The organism is Streptomyces sp. MA5143a, assembly GCF_900290235.1.
In the GTDB taxonomy this organism is placed as follows: domain Bacteria; phylum Actinomycetota; class Actinomycetes; order Streptomycetales; family Streptomycetaceae; genus Streptomyces.
In genome coordinates this window covers 1-21,493 of record NZ_OLMK01000043.1, presented here as the reverse complement: position 1 = coordinate 21,493, position 21,493 = coordinate 1, and the positions used below count along the sequence as shown (strand labels likewise).

18 protein-coding genes and 1 tRNA gene are annotated in these 21,493 nt (G+C 72.6%); 9 read left to right on the top strand and 10 right to left on the bottom strand.

The genetic code is table 11. The features are described from left to right. Positions 1–20: 20 nt before the first annotated feature. Genes SMA5143A_RS20005 through SMA5143A_RS19990 form a run of 4 tightly spaced genes read left to right on the top strand, consistent with a single transcriptional unit; the run spans position 21 to position 4,033 of the window. Positions 21–668: an ABC transporter permease gene (locus tag SMA5143A_RS20005; RefSeq protein ID WP_107464427.1), complete on the top strand. Its 648-nt coding sequence runs from the start codon at positions 21–23 to the stop codon at positions 666–668. Then, positions 661–2,109, top strand: a complete 1,449-nt coding sequence (locus SMA5143A_RS20000; protein WP_107464273.1) for an ABC transporter ATP-binding protein — start codon at positions 661–663, stop codon at positions 2,107–2,109. The genes SMA5143A_RS20005 and SMA5143A_RS20000 overlap by 8 nt, the downstream gene beginning before the upstream one ends. Beyond that, positions 2,106–2,999 carry an ABC transporter permease gene (locus SMA5143A_RS19995; protein ID WP_107464272.1) on the top strand — a complete coding sequence of 298 codons (894 nt, stop codon included), beginning with the start codon at positions 2,106–2,108 and terminating at the stop codon, positions 2,997–2,999. The genes SMA5143A_RS20000 and SMA5143A_RS19995 overlap by 4 nt, the downstream gene beginning before the upstream one ends. Next, positions 2,996–4,033 (top strand): glycine betaine ABC transporter substrate-binding protein, encoded by a 1,038-nt coding sequence (locus SMA5143A_RS19990; protein WP_107464271.1) that lies wholly within the window; start codon positions 2,996–2,998, stop codon positions 4,031–4,033. Before SMA5143A_RS19995 ends, SMA5143A_RS19990 begins: the two co-directional genes overlap by 4 nt. Here SMA5143A_RS19990 and SMA5143A_RS19985 read toward each other — a convergent pair. Beyond that, complete coding sequence (locus SMA5143A_RS19985) at positions 3,963–6,908, bottom strand: nSTAND1 domain-containing NTPase (RefSeq protein ID WP_107464270.1); 2,946 nt, start codon at positions 6,906–6,908, stop codon at positions 3,963–3,965. The genes SMA5143A_RS19990 and SMA5143A_RS19985 overlap by 71 nt on opposite strands. Positions 6,909–7,139: 231 nt before the next feature. Here SMA5143A_RS19985 and SMA5143A_RS19980 point away from each other — a divergent pair, with 231 nt between their 5' ends. The 3 genes from SMA5143A_RS19980 (at position 7,140) to SMA5143A_RS19970 (ending at position 9,963) form a co-directional block, all read left to right on the top strand. Continuing rightward, complete coding sequence (locus SMA5143A_RS19980) at positions 7,140–7,517, top strand: peptidase inhibitor family I36 protein (RefSeq protein ID WP_181361940.1); 378 nt, start codon at positions 7,140–7,142, stop codon at positions 7,515–7,517. A 289-nt stretch (positions 7,518–7,806) separates the two neighbouring features. Continuing rightward, complete coding sequence (locus tag SMA5143A_RS19975; RefSeq protein ID WP_107464268.1) at positions 7,807–8,718, top strand: hypothetical protein; 912 nt, start codon at positions 7,807–7,809, stop codon at positions 8,716–8,718. 105 nt (positions 8,719–8,823) lie between these two features. Beyond that, positions 8,824–9,963: a DUF4185 domain-containing protein gene (locus SMA5143A_RS19970; RefSeq protein ID WP_107464267.1), complete on the top strand. Its 1,140-nt coding sequence runs from the start codon at positions 8,824–8,826 to the stop codon at positions 9,961–9,963. 17 nt (positions 9,964–9,980) lie between these two features. Here the strand turns inward: SMA5143A_RS19970 and SMA5143A_RS19965 are convergent, their stop codons facing one another. Further along, a complete protein-coding gene (locus tag SMA5143A_RS19965; protein WP_107464266.1) occupies positions 9,981–10,781 on the bottom strand; it encodes a S16 family serine protease in 801 nt (266 codons plus the stop codon). A gap of 72 nt (positions 10,782–10,853) precedes the next feature. Then, positions 10,854–11,372, bottom strand: coding sequence for a MarR family winged helix-turn-helix transcriptional regulator (locus SMA5143A_RS19960; protein ID WP_258193631.1), 519 nt, complete (start codon positions 11,370–11,372; stop codon positions 10,854–10,856). Positions 11,373–11,429: 57 nt separating this feature from the next. On the opposite strand from SMA5143A_RS19960, the gene SMA5143A_RS19955 reads away from it, so the two are divergent. After that, a complete protein-coding gene (locus SMA5143A_RS19955; protein ID WP_107464264.1) occupies positions 11,430–12,284 on the top strand; it encodes an alpha/beta fold hydrolase in 855 nt (284 codons plus the stop codon). Positions 12,285–12,460: 176 nt separating this feature from the next. Here the strand turns inward: SMA5143A_RS19955 and SMA5143A_RS19950 are convergent, their stop codons facing one another. The 5 genes from SMA5143A_RS19950 to SMA5143A_RS19935 form a co-directional block, all read right to left on the bottom strand. Next, positions 12,461–13,102, bottom strand: coding sequence for an IclR family transcriptional regulator (locus SMA5143A_RS19950; protein WP_055715537.1), 642 nt, complete (start codon positions 13,100–13,102; stop codon positions 12,461–12,463). Positions 13,103–13,483: 381 nt separating this feature from the next. Next, complete coding sequence (locus SMA5143A_RS19945; RefSeq protein WP_055538603.1) at positions 13,484–15,268, bottom strand: DEAD/DEAH box helicase; 1,785 nt, start codon at positions 15,266–15,268, stop codon at positions 13,484–13,486. A gap of 232 nt (positions 15,269–15,500) precedes the next feature. Then, positions 15,501–15,875: a type II toxin-antitoxin system death-on-curing family toxin gene (locus tag SMA5143A_RS19940; protein WP_107464263.1), complete on the bottom strand. Its 375-nt coding sequence runs from the start codon at positions 15,873–15,875 to the stop codon at positions 15,501–15,503. Beyond that, a complete protein-coding gene (locus SMA5143A_RS42595; protein WP_146193920.1) occupies positions 15,872–16,072 on the bottom strand; it encodes a hypothetical protein in 201 nt (66 codons plus the stop codon). The genes SMA5143A_RS19940 and SMA5143A_RS42595 overlap by 4 nt, the downstream gene beginning before the upstream one ends. A 132-nt stretch (positions 16,073–16,204) precedes the next feature. Continuing rightward, positions 16,205–17,875, bottom strand: a complete 1,671-nt coding sequence (locus tag SMA5143A_RS19935) for an MFS transporter (protein ID WP_107464262.1) — start codon at positions 17,873–17,875, stop codon at positions 16,205–16,207. A gap of 255 nt (positions 17,876–18,130) precedes the next feature. On the opposite strand from SMA5143A_RS19935, the gene SMA5143A_RS19930 reads away from it, so the two are divergent. Continuing rightward, positions 18,131–18,202, top strand: a tRNA-Cys gene (locus SMA5143A_RS19930). Between the two features lie 79 nt (positions 18,203–18,281). Here SMA5143A_RS19930 and SMA5143A_RS19925 read toward each other — a convergent pair. Continuing rightward, positions 18,282–18,845: an SUKH-4 family immunity protein gene (locus SMA5143A_RS19925; protein WP_258193630.1), complete on the bottom strand. Its 564-nt coding sequence runs from the start codon at positions 18,843–18,845 to the stop codon at positions 18,282–18,284. A 259-nt stretch (positions 18,846–19,104) separates the two neighbouring features. Beyond that, positions 19,105–21,438 carry a xanthine dehydrogenase family protein molybdopterin-binding subunit gene (locus tag SMA5143A_RS19920; protein ID WP_107464261.1) on the bottom strand — a complete coding sequence of 778 codons (2,334 nt, stop codon included), beginning with the start codon at positions 21,436–21,438 and terminating at the stop codon, positions 19,105–19,107. Between the last annotated feature and the right edge of the window lie 55 nt (positions 21,439–21,493).

Here is a 21,493-nt window from a genome sequence, read left to right as displayed (position 1 = left end):
CCGATCTGGGGGTGCGTGCGGTGGGTTTCTGGGACTACGTGGGCGACTACCGCGAGCGGCTGCTGTTCGACGCGTACCAGCACGCCAGTGCCGTCCTGCAATGCGTGGTCGTGGCGACGGTCGCCGGGGTGGCGATCGGCGTCGTCACCTACCGGCGGGAGTGGGCCGCCGGTCTCGCCACCGCCACGACCTCGGCCGTGCTCACCGTTCCCTCCCTCGCGCTGATCGGCCTGCTGGTCCCGGTGGTGGGGCTGGGCGTGGCCCCCACGGTGATCGCGCTGACGCTGTACGGGCTGCTGCCGGTCGTGCGGAACGCGATCGTGGGGCTGCGCGGGGTCGATCCGGCGCTGGTCGACGCGGCGAAGGGCATCGGCATGTCCCGGGCGCGCCGCCTGCTGCGGGTGGAGCTGCCGCTGGCCTGGCCGCCGATCCTCACCGGCGTCCGGGTCGCCACGCAGATGCTGATGGGTATCGCCGCGATCGCCGCGCACGCCTCCGGGCCGGGCCTCGGCAACGAGATCTTCCGCGGGATCGCCTCCCTGGGCAGCGCCAACGCGCTCAACCAGGTGCTCGCGGGCACGCTCGGCATCGTCGTTCTCGCGCTGCTGTTCGATGCCGGGTACGTTCTGCTGGGGCGGCTGACGATTCCGAGGGGGATCCGTGGCTGACACCGGCGCGGCCATCGAGCTGGTCGACCTCACCAAGCACTATCCGGGCAACCCTCGACCGTCCGTCGACGGCGTCACGCTGCGCGTCCATGCCGGCGAGACGGTCGTGTTCGTGGGGCCCTCGGGATGCGGCAAGTCGACGACACTCAAGATGATCAACAGGTTGATCGAGCCGTCCAGTGGATCCGTCCGGATCAACGGGGCGGACGTCACCGGACTTGATCCGGTCAAGCTGCGCCGCGAGATCGGCTACGCCATCCAGTCGTCCGGTCTCTTCCCGCATATGACGGTCGCCCAGAACATCGCCCTGGTACCGCGTCTGGCCGGCTGGTCCGGGCGCCGGGTCAGGGCGCGGGTCACGGAGATGCTGGAGCTGGTGGGGCTCGATCCCGGCGAGTTCAGCGACCGGTATCCGCACCGGCTCTCCGGGGGCCAGCAGCAGCGGGTGGGCGTGGCGCGGGCGCTGGCCGCCGACCCGCCGGTGCTGTTGATGGACGAGCCGTTCGGCGCGGTGGACCCGATCACCCGGGGGCACCTCCAGGACGAACTGCTCCGGCTCCAGCGCGAGCTGCGCAAGACCATCGTGTTCGTCACGCATGACGTCGACGAGGCGATCAAGCTCGGCGACCGGATCGCGGTCCTCGGGGAGCGTTCGCGGATCGCCCAGTTCGACACCCCGGAGGCGATCCTCGCCCACCCCGCCGACGACTTCGTCTCCGGGTTCGTCGGCACCGGCGCCGCCCTGAGGCGGCTCGACCTCACCCGCCTGAGGGACGTGGGCGTCACCGGCTGCCCGACGGCACATCAGGGGGAGCCGGTCCAGCAGGTCAGGGGCCGGCTGCGGGCGAGCGCCACCGACGAGATGCTGCTGCTGGACCGGCGCGGACGGCCCATCAGATGGCTGCGGCGCGAGGACCTGACGCACCCCGAGGGGCCGCTCGCCGAGGCCGGGGCCCCGGTCGACGGGACGGTGACCAGGGACGCCACGCTCCGGGAGGCCCTGGAGGCGGTACTGACCGACAGCGCGGGCCGGGCCGCGGTCACCGGCCGGAACGGCGTGTACGCGGGCGCCGTCCACCTGGAGGGTTTACTCGACGCCGTGCGCGGGCTGCTGGCCGCCGACCGCAGGGACGCGCGGGAGCACCAGCGGGAACTGGAGGCGACCCGAACCGGGCCCACGCTGCGGGAACCGGAGGGGGTCACGGCGGGGAAGGCGGTGGGCGGCAGGGCGGAGAGCGGGAAGTCCGGCACGGCGGGGCGGCCGGAGGGCGAGGCCGCCGAGAGGGCGGATGCCGACGCCGCGGGGCGGCCGCAGGCCGTGGCCACGGGCCGGCCGACGGGTGAGGTCACCGAGGGTCCGGCAGGGGGTGAGGCCACCGAACTCCCGGAGGCTGACACCCCCGAGGAACCGGAGGGTGACGCCGTGGGGAGTGCGGGGTGAGCGCGCCGCCGGACACGGCCCCGGAGTCGGACGCCACGTCCACTGCCCCTGGCACCGGCGTCGCACCCGAGTCGCCCCACTCGTGCGAGCCCTCGTCCGGGCCCCCGGACGGGTCGCGCGGCGAAGCCCCTCCCCCCTACGAGGCCCGCCCCCTCAGGATCACCTGGCGGAAGCTCACCCTGCTGCCGAGCCTCCTCGTGGTCGTCCTCCTCAGCACCTGGTTCTGGTTCCGGCACGCCGAGCTGGACGCGATCTCCGCGAACGCCCTGGCGAACGGGCAGGTGTGGCTGGCCCTGCGGCAGCACATCGCGCTGACCGCCGTCTCCACCTTCTTCGTGCTGGTCATCGCGGTTCCGCTGGGCGTCCTGCTGACCCGGCGGAGGTTCCGCGCGGCGACGCCCTTCGTCCGGGCCGTCGCCAACGCGGGGCAGGCCACCCCCGCGATCGGTCTGCTGGCGCTGCTGGTGATCTGGCTCGGCATCGGACGGACGGCGGCCCTGATCGGCATGATCGCCTACGCCGTCCTGCCGGTCCTGTCGAACACGATGGCCGGTCTCAGGGCGAACGACCCGACGCTCCTCGAAGCCGCCCGGGGCATCGGCATGTCACCGGCGGAGGTGCTCACCCGTGTCGAACTCCCGCTGGCCGTGCCGCTGATCCTCGCGGGTGTCCGCACGGCCCTCGTCCTGAACGTCGGCACGGCCACCCTCGCCGCCTTCGGCGGGGGCGGCGGCCTCGGCGTACTGATCACCACCGGCATCACCAACCAGCGCATGCCCGTCCTGGTCCTCGGCTCGATCCTCACGGTGGCGCTGGCCCTGCTGGTGGACTGGCTGGCCTCGCTCGCGGAGGTGCTGCTGCGGCCGCGGGGCCTGGAGGAGGGCCCATGAGCCCGGTCGGGTCGGCACCGCGTACGGCCGTCCTGCTCTGCGGGCTGCTGGCCGTCACCGGGTGCGGACTGACCAGCGGCTCCCCGATGACGGACGAGGTGCGGCCGGGCTCCGTCGGACGGGGCCGGCCCCTGGAGGGCGCCGAGCTGACCGTGACGTCGAAGGACTTCACGGAGAACCTGATCCTCGGCGCGATCATGGGCATCGCCTTCCAGGCGGCCGGCGCGGAGGTGCTCGACCGGACCGGCGTCCAGGGGTCCTTCGGCGCCCGGGAGGCGGTCAGGAGCGGGGAGGCGGACGCCATGTACGAGTACACGGGCACCGCCTGGATCACGTACCAGGGCAACAGCGCCCCCATCGCCGACGCTCGCCGGCAGTGGGAGGCGGTGCGTGACGCCGACCTGAGCAACGGGGTGACCTGGCTGCCGCCGTCGGCCCTGGACAACACGTACGCCCTCGCCCTCAACCGCGCCAACGCCGACCGGTACCGCACGAGGAACCTCTCCGAGGTGGCCGTTCTCGCGGGTCGGGACCCCGACGCCGTCACCCTGTGCGTGGAGGGCGAGTTCGCCAACCGCGCGGACGGGCTGCCGGGGCTGCTGAAGGCGTACGGCATGAGCCTGCCCGCCGGGAACATCACACAGATGGACACCGGGATCATCTACACGCAGGCGGCGAAGGGGAGTTGTGTGTACGGGGAGGTCTTCACCACCGACGGGCGCATCGCGTCGATGCGGCTCACGGTGATGGAGGACGACCGGCGGTTCTTCCCGCACTACAACGCGGCCCCCGAGATCAACTCCGCGACCCTGAGGAAGTGGCCGCGGATCGCCGACGTCCTGGCTCCCGTCACGGCGAAACTGAACAACGACGTGGCCCGCGAGCTCAACGCGAGGGTCGATGTGGACGGGGAGGATCCGCACCAGGTGGCGTTGGAGTGGATGGTGGCGGAGGATTTCGTCGTCACCCCCGGCGCGGGCAGGGCGGGTCGTAGTCGAGGCGGGGGAAGTGGCGGGCCCACTGGGCGCGGCTGATGGTGCCGTGGGCGGAGTCGCAGGCGTCGGCGAGCGCCCGGTCGAGGTCGGTGTACCAGATCTGCACGCTGTAGTGGGCGGTCACCGTGAGGAACGTGTCGTCCGTCGTGAGGTGGCGCACCTCCTTGACCGTCCCTCGGGGATTGGTGAGGTGGGCCACGGGGGTGGGGCGCTCGGGGTCGGTCACGTTCCACACGTCCACCGTGCCGTCCACACCGACCGTCGCCGCCGTACGGCCGTGGGAGGCGAAGGCGACGCCGGTGACGATGTCGGCGTGCCTCGCCAGCTCGCCCAGCTCACGGTGGCGGGGAAGGTCGCCGATGTCCCAGAGCTTCGCCGTGTGGTCGTCGCTGCCGCTCAGCAGGGTGCGGCCGTCCGGGCTGTAGGCGACGGCGTCGACGAAGTGCCGGTGTCCTTCGAGGACGGCGACGGTGGTGGCGTGGTGGGGGTCGGCCACGTCCCAGACGCGGACGTCGCGGTCGTCGGAGCCCGTGGCGAGGGTCTTCCCGTCGGGGCTGAAGGCGACGGCCTTCACATTGGCGTCGTGCCCGGTGAGCGTGTCGAGTGCGCGGGGGCGTGCCGGGTCGGAGAGGTCCCACAGGCGGACGGTGTCGTCGTAGCTGCTGGTCGCGGCCACGCCGTCGCCGCGCACCGCGACGGAGTACACGGCCTCGGTGTGTCCCGTGGGCCGCTTCGACACCAGCCTCGGTTTCCGCGGGTCGCTCACGTCCCACAGCCGGAGCACACGGTCGCCGCCCACCCCGACCAGGGTGTCGCTGTCCGAGGTGAACTGGATCGTGCCCAGGGCGACTCCACCAGTGTCGGTGGTGCCGAGCCGGCGGGGCTGCCGTGGATCCCTCAGGTCCCACAGGTCGATCCGCGTACGGTCGGCCATGGCCAGGGTGCGGCCGTCGGCCGTCACGGCGGGCGCGTGCCCGACGGGGGTGTCCTTGAGGGGCGAGTGCCCGGCGGCTTGCGGGCCTGCCGAACGAGGGCCGGTCGATCCAGGACCGCTTGACCGGGGACCGGTCGACGTGGGTCCGGTCGATCTGGGGCCGGACGACGCGACGGACAGTGTGCTGAGCAGACCGTCGCGTGTGCGGACCTGCGGGGCCTCCCGGTAGGCGGCCAGCGCCACTTGGACGGCGAGGGACGGACGGTGCGGGCTGAGCCGTACGGCCTCGTCGGCGGCCCGCAGGGCGACGGCCTCGTTGCGCTGCCGGGCGACGGTGCTCTGGGCACGTACGGCGAGACCGGCGGCGGCCACGGCGCACACCAGCAGGACGACCAGGGCCCCCACCTGGCGACGCAGGCGGCGCAGACGGCGGCGGTCGCGCTGTCGCGCGTGGTGCTCGGCAGCCTCGCCGGCTTCGAGGAAGGCGCGTTCACGGGCGGTCAGTGCCCCGCGCGGCAGGTCCTTCGCGGCGGTGAGGCGCGCGCCGCGGTACAGGGTGTCGGGGTCGTGGTCCAGGGACTCCCACAGGGTGGTGGCCTCGGTGAGCGCGCGTTGCAGGCGCTCCTGGCCGCGGTCCTCCTCCAGCCACACGCCGAGCCGGGGCCAGCAGCGGATGAGCGCCTCGTGGGCGATCTCCACATGGCCGGCGTCGGCGGTCAGCAGTCTGGCCCTGGTCGCCTGTTCGAGGACGAACGCGGTGTCCGGACCACTGTCGAGTTCCTGGAGCGGCACCCGGCGTTTGGTGTCCTCGGTGCCCTCGCCCAGCGCGACGAGGCGCAGGAACAGCCGCCGCGCGGCCGTCTGCCGGGTCTCGTTCAGGGCGTCGTGGAACCTCTCGGCGGTCTGGGTGAGCGCGCCCTCGATGCCGCCGGCCGCGTGGTAGCCGGCCAGCGTGAGGGCGTTGCCCCGGCGTCGCTTCCAGGTCTCCAGCAGAGCGTGCGACAGCAGGGGCAGGGCGCCCGGCCGGCCGTGGGCGTCGGCCGTGAGGGTGGTCAGCAGGGCGCTCTCGACGGTGAGCCGGGAGCGGGTGGCGGGCTGGACGATCGCCGCCCTCAACTCCTCGGCGTTCATCGGGCCGACGGGATGGTGGGCGTGGGGCAGCGCGTCGACGAGACCGGCCAGTCGCGTGCAGTGGGTGTAGAAGTCGGACCGTACGGCGACGGCGATCCGTGTGCGGCTGTCGGGGACCTGTACGGCGTGCAGGAGCGCGGCGACGAACCGCTCCCGTTCCCGCGCGTCGCGGCAGACGGTGAACACTTCCTCGAACTGGTCCACGACGATCAGCAGTTCGTCCGCCGCCGAGCCGTCCGCCGAGCCGTCCTCCTGTCGCTGGGCGAGGATCTGCCGCACCATCCGGTGCAGAGTGCCCGGCTCGGCCGTGAGGTCGGTGTGCACCGGGCCGGAATCCACGCCGGCGCGCGCGGCCAGCCGTACGGCGCATTCCTCCAGCGGATGCGGGCCGGGGGTGAGAAGCAGCGAGGGAACATCCGGAAAGGCGGGGAGTACGCCCGCCCGCAGTACCGATGATTTACCGGATCCCGACGCTCCGAACAGGACGAGAAGCCGTTTTTCCTTCAGGTGTTCGACGAGTGCGCCGGTGAGCTTCTCACGACCGAAGAAATAGCCGGAGTCCGCCTCCCCGAATGCGGCCAGACCGACATAGGGCGCCTTGGGGCCGCCCCTTTGCGCGTTCTTCTCGCCGGCCTCGGCCGACGCGTCCCTTCCGGAACACGCGTCAGCCGTGCGCTGCCAGATCTGTTTCCATTCCCGCTCGTCACCGCCGCAGGCCCGGACGTAGGCGAGGGTGACGGCCAGGCTGGGGAGTTGACGTCCCGCCGCGGCCGAGGACAGCGTCGCGATGCCGTAGTGGGTGGCCCGCGCGAGGTCCCGGTAGGTGGGGCGGCCTGCCTGTTCCCGCACTTTCCGTAAACGCGCGGCGAATTCGAACAGAGGACCGCCCTCCGGGTCCAGAGGACTTTCCCCCCGTGGCACGCTCCCGCCTTTCCTCCAGCTCACACCGATTGTTCGGCATCCGTTTGTTCAGCATCGGCCGACCGGCCTCGAACAACAGATTAGCGGCTACAAACGGTGCGTCAGGTCCCGCACAGAGAACCGGACGACGAATCGAGACGAAGCGAAATGAGGAATCCCATGAAGAAGCGGAAGCACATGATCGGGGCAATGGCGGCCTCCGTGGCTCTGGCCATCACCACCCTGGCCACGGCGGGTTCGTCCGCGGGTGCCGCGCAGGCCGCGCCCTACCCCCACTGCCCGGGCGGCAAGGTCTGCATGTGGAGCGCGCCCCACTTCCAGGGCGACCGCTACGACTGGAGCCCGGACGAGGGCAACGTCTTCCTCGGCGACCACGGGCTCGCCGACAAGGTCGCCTCGTTCGTCGCCACGGTCGACGGCTGCTTCCAGGACTCGCCGCCGCCGGGCCCGGGCCAGTGGCGCAGGTTCGTGCCGAACGACTGGTCGGCCGACTACGAGTTCGGCCGGCGAGTGGACCGGATCAAGCCGGGCTGCTGACGCGGGAACGCGGACCACGGCGTGTGCCGGTCCCGGACGGACCCATGGACGGACCCGTGGACCGACCGTCGAGTGCCCGGCGCTGCCGGTGGTCTGACCTTCCCTTCGCCGGTGGCCTCCCTTTCTCCGGGGAGGCCACCGGCGGCCGGCGGCCACGCGGCCGCGCCGCCCCCCGCGCACTGCCAGGCGCTTCCCACGCACTCCTTGCACGTTCCCGTCGGCCCGCCGCCCCGTCGGCCCATCAGGACACCCCACCCCATCCCATCCCATCCCGAAGAAAGAGGACCCCATGTCCACCACCCGCCGTCACGGCACCCGTCCGCTCCCCGCCCGGCACCCCGGCGGCGTGCGCCGTTTCCTGCCGGCGCTCGCCTTGACCTGCCTGGCCGCAGGCGGCGTCGCCGTACCGGCCCACGGCACGACCGGCGCTGCGGCTCCCGCCCCCGGCACCGTGGCCCTGGAGACCGCCGCCCGGCAGGCCGCCGCTTCCTTCCCCACCTGGGGAACACGCTGGGTCGTCCATGCCACGCCGGACATCGGCTCACCCTCCGTGGGCATGATCAACCGGACCTCCCCCGGACAGGACCGCATCACGGCCGACTACCAGGTCGACACCGGCCGCAGGGTGTGCGAGGGCAGCGCCTGCTCCACCTTCATGGCCCACATCACGCAGCCCGTCACCGGCTTCCTGACCGTGGTCGCGGTGGACATTCCCGAGGACCGGCTGCCGGGCGTCCCGGTGCGGCCCGGCCCGACCCCGCCGCCCGGTCCTCAGCCCGGCTCACGGCAGGGGACCCTCCAGCGGGCCGCGGTCTGGCTCACCGCGAACAACGGACGCCCGGTGCCCTACAGCCAGGTCTCCCACTGGCGGGACGGTTACCGGCAGGACTGCTCCGGCTACACCTCCATGGCACTCGGCCTGCCCGCGCCCGGCCTGACCACCGTGGGGCTGGCCGGCGGGAGGGTCACCCGCCCCATCCCCATGAGCGAGCTCCAGCCCGGTGACCTCGTCATCGACGCCCTCGGCGACAGGAACACCCGCCACGTGGTCATCTTCGAGAAGTGGAACGACGACGCCCACCGCTCCTACACGGCCTACGAACAGCGCGGCACCTACGGCACCAGCTACCGCTCCGTGACCTACGGGCTGGCGGCCGGCAGCGAGTACAAGGCCTACCGCCCCCTCCAGTACGGCAACTGAACCCGCGGCCGAGCGGCAGTGTGTGCCCCACCGGAGAGCGGGGCACACCGCCACCCCCGTCCCCGATGCCCCCTCGTCCCACTCCACCTGCACCAAGGAGCGTTCATGCACGACAGCGCCCCCGCCGGCACCCCCGGCAGCGCCCCACGTCCGCCCCGGGCCCCCGTCCGCCCGGTCCACCTCAGTCGGGCCGGGTTCCTTCGGGCGACCGCCGCGGCGGCCCTGACAGGCGGTTCGCTGCTTCGCGGCCCGGCCCACGCGGCGGTCGGGCCCCTGCGGGTGTCCAAGGTCGCCGACCTCACCGGCCCCGGTCTCACCACCCGCTTCCGGATGGAGGCCACCGACCTGGGCGTGCCGGTGCGGACGCCGGACGGCCGGCTGCTGTTCGTCTTCGGCGACACCTTCGAGGAGGCCAGGGTCGGCGGCGGCTGGTGGCGTTCACCCGTGGCGCTGTACGGGCGCTTCGGCGGGCCCAACCGGCCGGTCGTCTGGACCGGCGCGGTGGGCGGCCGGCACGCCCGGCAGCTGTGGCCGTACGGCCATGACAACCCGGAGTACTCCACCGTGCTGCCGTCAGACGTGATCACCCTCGGCGACACCATGTATCTGCACGTCATGGTGAACAAGGGGCTCGGCAACGTGGTGCGCACCGAGATCCGGCGGTCGGACGACTCGGGCATGACCTGGGTCCCCACCGGTGCCGTGTTCGCCCCGGACCTGCACGACGGCATGTTCCAGCTGCTCACCTGGGCCCTCGGAGACGACGGCCACGTCTACGTCCTGTCCACCGGCTTCCAGCGGGACAAGCCGGTCATCCTGCACCGGGTGCGGCCCGACCAGCTGACGGACCCCGGCGCCTACGAGCCGTGGGGACGGGCCCCCGACGGCCGCTGGGCCTGGGGAAACCGGCCCACTCCCGTCCTGGACGGCACGTTCGGCGAGCTGTGCCTGCGGATGGTCGACGGCCGGTGGCTGCTGACCTGGTTCAACCAGGGCGACTACCGGATCGAGGGCCTGGTCGCGGCCCACCCCACGGCGGACCTGCGCACCGCCCACCGTCGCACCCTGCTGCGGGGCACCGCCTGGGGCAGCGAGGACGACGGCCATGTGGCGCAGCTGTACGGCGGCTACGTCATTCCCGGGTCGACACTCGACGACCTGCACCTGTCGGTGAGCCAGTGGAACACCGAGGCGGGCTGGCCGTACCGCGTCATGCAGTTCCGGGTGCGCGGCCTCGCCTCATGAACGGCGGGCGGCCGGGGTCAGCAGCTCGGGACGGACCCCTTGCCCGTCTCCAGGGCCACCAGGGAGCTGACCGCGTTCTTCAGCGTGGTCACCGGGATGAGCCTGAGCCCCTTCGGCAGCTCGGCCTTCGCGTCGGCGCACTCGGCCTTGGGGACCAGGAAGATCGTGGCGCCGTCACGGCGGGCGGCCTGGGTCTTGAGGGGCACCCCGCCGACGGCGCCGACCTTGCCGGAGCCGTCGATGGTCCCCGTACCGGCGATGACCCGGCCGCCGGTGAGGTCGCCGCCGCTGCCGTCGCCGTCGAGCTTGTCGACGATGCCGAGGGAGAACAGCAGGCCGGCGCTGGGGCCGCCGACGTCGGCGAGCCGCAGGGTGACCTTGACGTCGTCGGCGTCCTCACCGAGGTACGCGAGGGCCGCCTCGGTGGCCGTGTCCTGGGACTCCTTCATCTCGGCCGCGTTGTGCTCCTCGATCTCCTTCACGGAGTCGCCGCTGGGGTAGACCGCGTCGCGCGGCATGACGGCCCGGTCGGTGCGGAACCAGTTGTCGAGCACGTCTCCGAGGTCGACGTCGGCGTCGGGGCCCGTCGCCACGATGGTCGTCATACGCAGTTCGCCGGTGGTCCGCCGGGTCTGCGCACCGGAGATGGTGATCACCGGCTCGCCCTTGTTCTCGCCGAGGACGTTCGCCGTCATACCGGGCTGCGCGATGGTGAACGGCAACGGTGCGAACGCGACCGTCGCGAGCAGCCCCACGACGGGCACGGCACAGACGGCTACGGCGGCGGGACGCGAAAGACGGGAGAGGCGAGAGAGCACGGAGTCAATCTAACGCGACGCGCGGTTCCGGCCAGGGGGCGGTGGGCGCGGGCCCGGCCAGGGTGCCGGAACTCACTTCCCGTCGGCGTCCTCGAAGACCGCGAGCAGCTGGGTGAGCACATGCACACAGGTGTCGATGTCCGCGCCGGTGATGTCGCCCCCGACCTGTTCCATCAGCCGGCTCTCACGGGCGATGAGGTCGTCGATGGCGGTGCGCCCGGCGTCCGTCAGCCGGATCAGGGACGACCGCTGGTGGGCCGGGTTGGGGACGGCCTCGACGAGGTCGCCGTCCGCCGCCTCGTTGACCATCCGCTGCACGAACTGCCGGCTCACCGCCAGGGCCCGCCCCATCTGCGGCACGGTCAGCGGGCCCCTGGCCCGCAGCAGCTCCAGTACGGCCCGTACGCCGATGGAGAGCCCGACGATCGGCGCCTTCAGCTCCACGGCCTTGGTGACCCGGCGGTACAGGGGGCCGAGGACGGCGAACACCTCGTACAGCCGTCCGGCGAGGACCTCGGGCGGGAGCGGCAGGTCCCCGTCGGTGTCGTGGGCGGCTCGACCGGTCTCGTTGTCGCTGTCGTTCTGCGTCACCCGACCAGGGTGACACCTGGGTTGCCATTCCATCCGCAAGATGACACCTTAGTTGTCATGACTGATGCCTCTCAGGTGTTCACGTTCGCATCCGACGACGGCCCGCTCGCCTACGGCGACACCGGCACGGGCCTCCCTCTGGTCCTGCTGCACGGCGGCTTCACCGATCGCCGGATGTGGCGCGATCTCGTCCCGCCGCTCTCGGCCCACCACCGGGTGATCACACCGGACGCGCGCGGCCACGGCGCCTCGGCCAACGCGAGCAAGCCGTTCCGGTTCGCCGACGACCTGGCCGCGCTGCTGCGGCATCTCGACGCCGGTCCGGCCGTGCTGATCGGCATGTCGATGGGCGGGGGCATCGCGGTCGACACCGCGCTGGAGTACCCGGATCTCGTACGGGGCCTCGTCGTCAGCAACGTCGGCACCAGCGAGCCCGAGTTCACGGAGCCGTGGACGAAGGACTCGGTCGCCCGCTACTACGGCGCGCTGATGGCCGGGGACATCGAGACTTGGCTCGACGTCGCCGCCGAGGCGGTCGTCGGCCCGTACCGCACGGCGGACGACGTGGACGCCGAGCTCGTGCGCCGCGTGCGGGAGATGAACCGCGACACCGTCTCCAAACACACCCTCGGCGAGACGGACTGGCACGTGCCGGTGACGGACACCTGGGCGCGGGCCGCCACCATCAAGGTCCCGGTCCTCGCGGTCAACGGCGCCCTCGACGCCCCCGACCTCATCGCCATGGCCGAACGCCTCACCACCACGGTCGCGGGCCCCGGACGCGCCGTGTCCATCGAGGGCACGGGCCACTACGCCAACATGGAACAGCCGGAGACCTTCGCGAAGCTGGTCCTGGAGTGGCTGAAGACCCTGGACACCCTGGACGCGCCGCAGGACGCGCGCAGGCCGTAGGGCAGGTGCGCGGAGACCGGCGGCCACAGAACCGGCGGGCGGAGACCGGATCACGGGAGGGGGCACGGATCTCCGGGTCACGGGGAGCCGGGGTTACGGGGAGCCGGGGTTACGGGGAGCCGGGGTTACGGGGAGCCGGGGTCACGGGGGTGCCTCGGCTCGGTCCGCCGCCCGGGTCAGCGGAGCGCGTCGGCCACCTCCCGGGCCGCGTCCATCACGCGCGGCCCCACCCGCTCCGGCACCGCGTCCGCCAGCATGACGACACCGACGCTGCCCTCGACACCGGTCACACCGAGCAGCGGCGCCGCGGCACCGCTCGCCCCGGCCTCCAGTTCACCGTGCGTGAGCGCGTACCCGGGCCAGTCCCCCGGCTGCTGGCGGGCCGACAGGATCGCGCGTCCGGCGGCCCCCCGGTCCAGCGCATGACGGAATCCGGCCCGGTAGGCGACGTGATAATCCGTCCACGTCGGCTCGACGACAGCCACGGCCAACGCTTCGGTGCCGTCGACGAGGGTGAGGTGCGCGGTGGCACCTATGTCCTCCGCCAAGGACCGCAGCGCCGGCAGCGCGGCCTCCCGTACCAGCGGATGCACCTGGCGGCCCAGGCGGAGCACACCGAGCCCGACCCGGGCACGTCCGCCCAGGTCACGTCGTACGAGGGAGTGCTGCTCCAGCGTGGCGAGCAGACGGTACACAACGGTCCGGTTGACCCCGAGCTTGTTGGACAGCTCGGTGACGGTCAGCCCGTGGTCGGTGTCGGCGAGAAGTTTGAGGACACGCAGTCCCCGATCCAGCGTCTGAGAGGTCTCCGCGGTCACGACGCCCACTCCTTCGTGGTGAGGGCGGCGGCCCCCTTCGCGAGGGATGCGTCACCGGTCCCGTCGACGACGCGCTACAGAGGCCGCCGATCGGCTGGACCCGGTTGGCTTCCGGGCGGAGTCGCTTCACGGCTGCGCTCCGCGGCGGCGCTGCCACGGGGCGTTTGCGTAGCGGGACAGTAGACGAGCCGGTTCGCTGAGCGGAAGACTCCGTCCAGAATCCGGTCAAGGAGCGGTACGGACTACTTGGGTTTGTCGCGAAATGTAGAGGCGCGGCTCACAGGGCACACACAGCGCGCCGCACGGCGCGCGGGCCTCCCCACGCGCCGTGCGATCAGCCGTCATCCGCCCGCGCGACCGACGCCCCGCCAGGCGTCGCTGTCACTTCATGCGGGTGGCCCACTCCTGCACCTTGGCGATGCGCTGCCGCAGTTGGCCCGCGGTGGCCTCGGCGCTCGGCGGTCCGCCGCACACCCGCCGTACCTCGGTGTGGATGACGCCGTGCGGTTTGCCGCTCTGGTGGGAGTAGGCGCCGACCATGCTGTTGAGCTGCTTGCGCAGTTCGAGGAGTTCCTTGTGGGTGACGACGGGCCGGCGGTCGGCGGGGAGCTCGACGAGGTCGGCCTCCGCGTCCGGTTTGCGGCGGCTGTGCGCGATCTGCCGGGCCTGCCGCTTCTGGAGCAGCAGCTGCACCTGGTCGGGTTCGAGGAGCCCCGGGATCCCTAGGTAGTCCTGCTCCTCCTCGCTTCCCGGGTGGGCCTGCATACCGAACTCGGCGCCGTTGTACATGACCCGGTCGAAGACCGCGTCGGACTCCAGCGCCTCGAACGGCAGCATGTCCTGCTCGCCGGTGTCCTCGTCCTGCTGCCGCTCCGCCTCCGCGAGGAGCTTCTCCTCCTCGGCGTACGGGTCCTCCTCGCCGCCCTTCTTGGGCTTGTCGAGGACGTGGTCGCGTTCGCGCTCCATCTCATTGGCGAAGCCGAGGAGGTCGGGCACCGTGGGCAGGAACACGGACGCGGTCTCGCCGCGCCGCCGGGACCGCACGAAACGCCCGACGGCCTGCGCGAAGAAGAGAGGGGTGGAGATGGTGGTGGCGTACACCCCCACCGCGAGCCGCGGCACGTCGACGCCCTCGGACACCATCCGCACCGCGACCATCCACCGGTCGGTGTTGTGGCTGAACTCGTCGATGCGGTCGGAGGCGCCGGAGTCGTCGGACAGGACGAGGGTCGCCCCGTGGCCGGTGATCTCCCGGATGAGCTTGGCGTAGGCGCGCGCCGACTCCTGGTCGGAGGCGATGACGAGGGCGCCCGCGTCCGGGATGGCCTTCCTGACCTCGGTGAGCCGCTGGTCGGCGGCGCGCAGCACGCTCGGCATCCACTCGCCGCGCGGATCGAGCGCGGTACGCCAGGCCTGGCTGATGGCGTCCTTGGTCATGGGCTCGCCGAGCCGCGCGGCGATCTCGTCCCCGGCCTTGGTACGCCAGCGCATGTTGCCGCTGTAGGAGAGGAAGATGACGGGCCGCACGACGTTGTCGGCGAGCGCGTTGCCGTAGCCGTAGGTGTAGTCGGCGGAGGACCGCCGGATGCCGTCCTGCCCCTCCTCGTACGTCACGAACGGGATGGGGTTGGTGTCGGACCGGAAGGGCGTACCGGTGAGGGCGAGTCGCCGGGTGGCCGGTTCGAACGCCTCCAGGCAGGCCTCGCCCCAGGACTTGCTGTCGCCGGCGTGGTGGATCTCGTCGAGGATGACGAGGGTCTTGCGCTGTTCGCTGCGGTTGCGGTGCAGCATGGGGCGCACGCCGACACCGGCGTAGGTGACGGCGACCCCGTCGTACTCGCGGCCGAGCGGCCCCGCGCTGTACTCGGGGTCCAGCTTGATCCCTATCCTCGCCGCCGCCTCCGCCCACTGCTTCTTCAGGTGCTCGGTCGGCGCCACGACGGTCACCTGCTGCACGACGTGGTGGTGCAGCAGCCAGGACGCGAGCGTCAGCGCGAAGGTGGTCTTACCGGCGCCGGGCGTCGCGACCGCGAGGAAGTCCCGCGGCTGCTCCTGGATGTACTTCTCCATCGCCCCTTGCTGCCAGGCACGCAGCTTGCTGGCGGTACCCCAGGGGGCGCGGCCGGGGAAGGCGGGTGAGAGGTGGTGGTTCGAGGAAGCGGTCATGGGCGCGGGCCCGGAGGGCCCTCCGTTGAGGGTGGCGGTGGGCGACGGGCGGGAGGTAGTCACGGTCTCCGGTCTGTGATCTGTGGTCGGGCGGCTCGGTGGGGTAGCGGCGAGCGGCCCTGCCACAGCGGCTCGGCCGGCTCGGCTACGTATGACAACCGGGCCACCCTACCGGCGGCGCGACCGGGTCAACGCGCGTACGACACCCGTCCCCCCGGCGATGGGATCCACCTCACAACGACCTCAGCCGCCCCGCGATCACCGCGACGTCGCCCTCGTCCCCGGAGGCGACATCGATGACCAGGTCGTACGCCCGGTCCTGGTCCACGTCCGCGAGGTCGACCCCGTTGACGGCGAGGAACGTGGCCGCCGCGAGCCAGGCCGTGCGCTTGTTGCCGTCGACGAGCGGGTGGTTCGTGGCGAGGGCGTGCAGCAGTGCGGCCGCCTGGTCGTGGAGGTCCGGGTAGGCGGCGGTGCCGAACATACGGGCGCGCGGCCGGTGCACGGCCGACTCCAGCAGTCCGGGCTCCCGCTGCTCGGGCGCCCGCCCGCCGAAGGCGGCCTCGGCGAGGGCGGTGACCTCGGCGACGGTCAGATGACGGCTCACTCCCCCAACCTCCGCAACAGCTCGGCGTGCGCCGAGGCGAGCCGCTCGGCCTGCTCCCGCACGAGCGCCCCCTGCGCCCGCACGTACGCCTCCAGTGCCTCCCCCACGACCTCGTCCGGCCCCCGCCCCTGCGCGTCGGCGAGGTCGGCGAGGGCCCGATGGAGTGCGGGGTCGAGGCGGTGGGTGATCTCGGTCATGGGGCGAGGTTAGAGGGGAAGCGGGCGGTGGCCCCACCGGTTTACGCGGGCTGGGCCCGCTGGACGACGCGTACGGAACGATGGGGGAGACCGCCGCCGCCCGCACGCGCGTCCGAGCCGAAGCTCCGCCCCTCACCGCTCCCGTAGCCGTGTCGTCACCCAGGCCCCCAGGAGCGCCACCGCCGCCATCGGCAGGAACACGGCGACGAACGCGGCCGGGTGGGAGCCGCTGCCGGAGGCCGTGGTGGCCGTGTGGCCGGCCGCGCCGCCGCCGAGCGCGGCGAAGGCGGCGCCGCCCGCCGCGAGCAGCAGCGCGTTGGAGAGGCCGTCGGAGATCTGGAGCGCGGCGGAGTTGGTGCCTGCCTCCTCCGGGGCGGAGAGCTTGAGCAGTAGGACGCTGGTGGAGGAGATGACGAGGCCCATCCCGAAGCACCCGAAGGCCCACGCGACGGCCACGGTCCACACCGGCACCGTCTCGATCAGCACGCTCGGCACGGTGACGATCGCCGCCGCGACCACCACCATGCCGGTCGTCATCAACCGCTCCCGGTACGGCTCCACACGCGCCCGCGCCTGCACCCACGACCCCAGCGCCCAGGCCCCGCCGCCCGCCGCGAGCGAGAACCCGGCGAGCGTCGGTGACAGTCCCCGCTGGGTGACCAGCATCAGCGGCACGAACGACTCGGCCGAGATGAACGACCCCGCCGCCACCCCGCGCAGCAGCACCACGGAGGGCAGCCCCCGCACCGCCCGGTACGCCCCCCTCGGCAACAGCCCCAGCACGGCCGGCACCAGCAGCGCCACCCCGACGGCCGCCGGCACGACCGACAGCCACCGCAGATCCTGGGCCGCGTACTGCAGGAGCCCGGCCCCCACCGAGATACCGAGGGCGAGCCGGATACGGCGGCGGTCGAAGGAGGGGGACGGAGAGGGGGAAGGGGCAGCCGACGAAGGGACAGGAGCCGGCGCTGAGGCAGAAGCAGGAGAGGGGGGCGACGCGGCGGGGTGGGCCCCGGAAGGGGCGCCGTCCGCGGAAGGGGACGCCGTGGAGGGCGACGACGCGGAGAGGGACGCTGTGGACGGCGACGACGCGGAGGGGGGCGCCGCAGAGGGGACGTCGGCCCGGGTGTCGGGGCCGGACCCCGGGCCGCCTCCGACCGGTCCCGACGCCCGGCGCCGTATCTGGGGCAGGGCCAGCGCCAGCGGCAGCACGACCAGGACCGGGATGCCCACGAAGACCCAGCGCCAGCCCAGTTGTTCGGTGACGGCGCCCGCGGCGAGGGGGCCGACGACGGAGGGGATGACCCAGCTCGCGGCGAACCCCGCCATGATGGACGGCCGCAGCCGCTCCGGGTAGGCCCGCCCGACCACCACGTACAGTGCGACGATGACCAGGCCGCCGCCGAGTCCCTGGACGGCCCGGCCGAGGATGAACAGCCACATCGCGCCGGCGGTGCCGCAAAGGAGCAGTCCGGCGGCGAACGCGGCGATGCCCGTGGTCAGCGGCCCGAGCGGCCCCCGCAGGTCCGACCACTGCCCGGACAGCACCATGCCGAACAGGCTGGTGGTGAAGTACGCCGAGAACACGAAGCCGTACGCCGAGACCCCGTCCAACTCCCGTGCGGCGACCGGCATGGCCGTCCCGACCGCCATCGCCTCGAAGGCGATCAGCAGCACGACGGAGACGATGCCGACGCTGAGCGCCCGGTAGGAGCGCCCCAGCACCCCCTCCGTACACTCGCCGACAACAACCGGATCAGCGTCCCGCGCAACGCCCGTGCCACGCGGCCTCAGAGCACCCATGCCCGCCAGCGTAAGGGGCATGCCCGACATTGACCCCTGTCCGGAGTCCCGCCCCCGTGCGACCTTGGTCGTACGTCCCAGCCCCTACTCCCCCACGAGCCCCGGGCACCCCCACACGCCACGCCCTTTCATGAACGGCGTATGGCAGTCCCGTTGCAGCCCCCACCCATCCCTTGAGCCCCGCCCCTCCCCCCGCCTACGGTCTACACATCGAGTACGGAGCAATCACCCGAAGCGCCATGATTGCCCCAACCCGGCCGTGTGCCCGAGTGGTTCAGGGGCTCGCCTGCAAAGCGAGTTACGTGGGTTCGAATCCCGCCACGGCCTCCGCAGGAGGGACGGCCGACCGCTGAGAAGCGGTCGGCCGTTGTCGTGTTCCCCCCGGCAGGGCGGGGCAGTGGAGCGTTCAGCCGTCCGCGCAGGCCTCGTTGCGGAGGGTTTCCACCCAGCAGCCCGTCGCCGTCTTCTCACGCTTCTCCCGCTGGAGGAGCCAGAGGGTGAAGGCGAAGGTGGAGATGTCGGCGTTGAGGGGGCAGAGCGTGGACTCGGGCTCGCTCCAGTTGAGGGCGGCGCCCGTCGTGCCGTCGAGGACGACGCTGTTGCCCTCGACGAAGTGGCCGAGTCTGATCAGTCGGGTCGCCTCGGCGGGAAGTCGCTCGGCGGGGAACCCGGGGCGTTCGTGCGCGTAGTACTCGGCGAGGGTCGGCAGCGGGATGTCCGTGTCGAGCTGGAAGAGCGCGTGCTCCTCGGGCAGACCCATGTCGCGCAGGAAGCGGCGGGTCGGCTCGTGCGTGAGCGTCGCCGGGAAGTCGAAGTCCTCGAAGCGCCACACCCTGCTCTGGCCGAACTCCTCGTCCAGCAGCAGGGCGGGCAGGTCCAGTGCCAGTCCCGACAGTGTCGCCGGTCCGGCGGTCACGGTCAGGTCCGTCAGGTCGTTCAGGTCCGTCAGGCCCATGGTCCCCATCGTCATCGTGCTCTCGGCTCCCCCAGCACATGGTGCGCGGCGCGCTACCCCCCGGCAGGGGACAACACCGCGCCGCCCAGCGGCCGTTGTCGTCCCACTCCCAGAACCTTACGCCGCCCCACTGACAACGCCCGCCGCACACGCGAACACCGGCCAACGAGCTCTCGCCGGGTGCCGCTCGGGAAGGGGCAGGACCGGCAGGCCACCTGTCACAACCGGCCGGCATCTCGTCCGCGCCGACCGGCCACGCACCCCTCAGGACCCGTCAGGACCCCGTCACCACCGCCGCCTGCGGCCGGATCGGGAGGCGGTTCACGGGACGGCCCGTCGCGGCCCGGACCGCGGAGGCGATGGCCGCCGGTGAGGTGACCACCGGCACCGCGCTGGCCGCCTTCGCGCCGAAGGGGGCCACCACGTCCCGCTCCTCCACCAGCTTGACGATCTGGATGTCGGGGGCGTCGAGCGCGGTCGGCAGGGAGTAGCCGGTCAGGTCGGGGTGGCGGATCAGACCGCGCGGGGTGCGCAAATTCTCCGTCAGCGCGATGCCGACACCCTGGGTGACACCCGCCTCGATCCGGGCGTCGAGCTGCGCGGGGTTGAGGATCCGGCCCACGTCCTGGGCGACCGCCAGCTCCACGACCCGTACGGAGCCGAGTTCGATGTCGACGTCCACGACCGCGCGGATCGCGCAGAAGGCCATGCCCACGAACGCGTCGCCCTGGCCCGCGCCGTCCAGCGGCTCGGTGGGGTGCGGGCGGCACTGCGCGGTGGCCCACAGCTCCTTGCCGTCGAGCGCCTCCGCGACCGTCGTCGACAGGACACCGTCGTATGACGTGATCTTGCCGTCGGTGATCTGGAGCAGCTCCGTGGACATGCCGAACTTGTGGGCCAGGGGCTGGAGCAGCTGGGTGCGGACCATCTTCGCCGCGCGTTCCACCGCTCCGCCCGACACCCAGGTGTGGCGGCCGCGGCAGCCGGCGCCCGCGGGGGGCTGGTCGGTGTCGACCTGGGCGATGTGGACCTCGTCGATGCCGAGGGTCTCCTGGACGATCTGCCGGGCGAGGGTGGAGAAGCCCTGGCCGGTGTCGACGGCCGCGCACAGCACGGTGGCGATGCCGTCGTGGACCTTCACGGTGGCCGTGGAGACCTCGTCGGCGCCCTCCGCGCCGAGCATGTGGACCATGCCGAGGCCGTAGCCGACGCCGCGCCGGACCGCCCCCGGCTCGCCCGCGCCCTCGGGGCCGCCCGGCAGCAGCCACTCCTCCTCGGGGGTGTCCTTCGGCAGCGCAGGGAGCGGGAACTCCCGGACCGCTTCGAGGAGTTCGGCGACCGGGGCCGGGCAGGTGACGGACTGCCCGGTCGGCAGCACGTCTCCCGTGGACATCACGTTGCGCATGCGCAGCTCGGCCGGGTCGAGGCCCAGTCTCTTGGCGAGCTTGTCCATCTGCGCCTCGTACGCTGCGCACACCTGCATGGCGCCCTCGCCGCGGACATGGCCGGAGGGCGGGTTGTTGGTGCGGACCACCCAGCCCTCGATGAAGGCGTTGGGGACGATGTACGGGCCGCAGGCGAACGACACGGCCGCCGCCAGGGCCTCGGACGAGGTGTCGGCGTACGCGCCCGCGTCCAGCAGGATCTGGGCCTCGACCTTGACGAGTCTGCCCTCGGCGTCCGCGTGGTGGCGGTAGCGCAGGAGCGTCGGGTGCCGGTGCGCGTGGCCGAGGAAGGACTCCTCGCGCGTGGCGGTCAGTTTGACCGGGCAGCCGGTCTTCAGCGCCAGCAGCCCGAGGGGGAGCTGGAAGCCCTGGTCCTCGCGGTCGGCGGTGGCGCCGGGTACCCCGGTGACGACGATCTTCACGCGGTCGGGGGCCAGGCCGTACACGGCGGCGGCGGTGTCGCGGTCGGTGTGCGGGTCGGTGGAGCCGAGGTACAGCTCGACACCGCCGTCGGGGCGGGGCACGGCGAGGCCGGCCTCGGCGCCGATGGGGGCCGGGTCCTGGCGGCCGATGCGGTACTGCCCCTCGACGACGATCTCGCCGGCGGCGTCGGGGTCGCCGTGGCGCAGCGGGATGTGACGGATCAGGTTCCCGTCGGGGTGCAGGGGTTCGGCCTCGAAGGCCTGCTCGGGGTCGATCACCGGGTCGAGCACCTCGTACTCGACGATGACGGCGGCGGCGGCCATCCGCGCGGTGTCCGGGTGGTCGGCGGCGACGGCCGCGATGGGCTCGCCGTGGTGGCGCACGACCTCGGAGGCGAAGACCGGCCGGTCGATCTTGCCGCGGCCGTGCAGCGGGGTGCCCGGCACGTCCTCGTGGGTGACGACGGCCCGGACGCCGGGCATCTCGCGCGCGTGGGACGTGTCGATGGACACGATGCGCGCGTGCGGGTGCGGTGAGCGCAGGACGGCCGCCCACAGCAGGCCCTCGGCCCACAGGTCGGCCGCGTACGGGAAGGTGCCCTCGGACTTGGCGCGGGCGTCGGCGGACGGCAGGGACACGCCGAGCCCGTGCGGCGGTGCCTCCGGTGCGGGCGCGGCGTCCCCGGCGGTGCCGGCGGTGCCGGTGATCGCGGGCGTCGCGGTGGCTGCGTCGTTGCTCACGTCTGGCCTCCGTCCTGGCCGAACGACTGGTCGTGATCGCCGAAGTTCCGGCCCT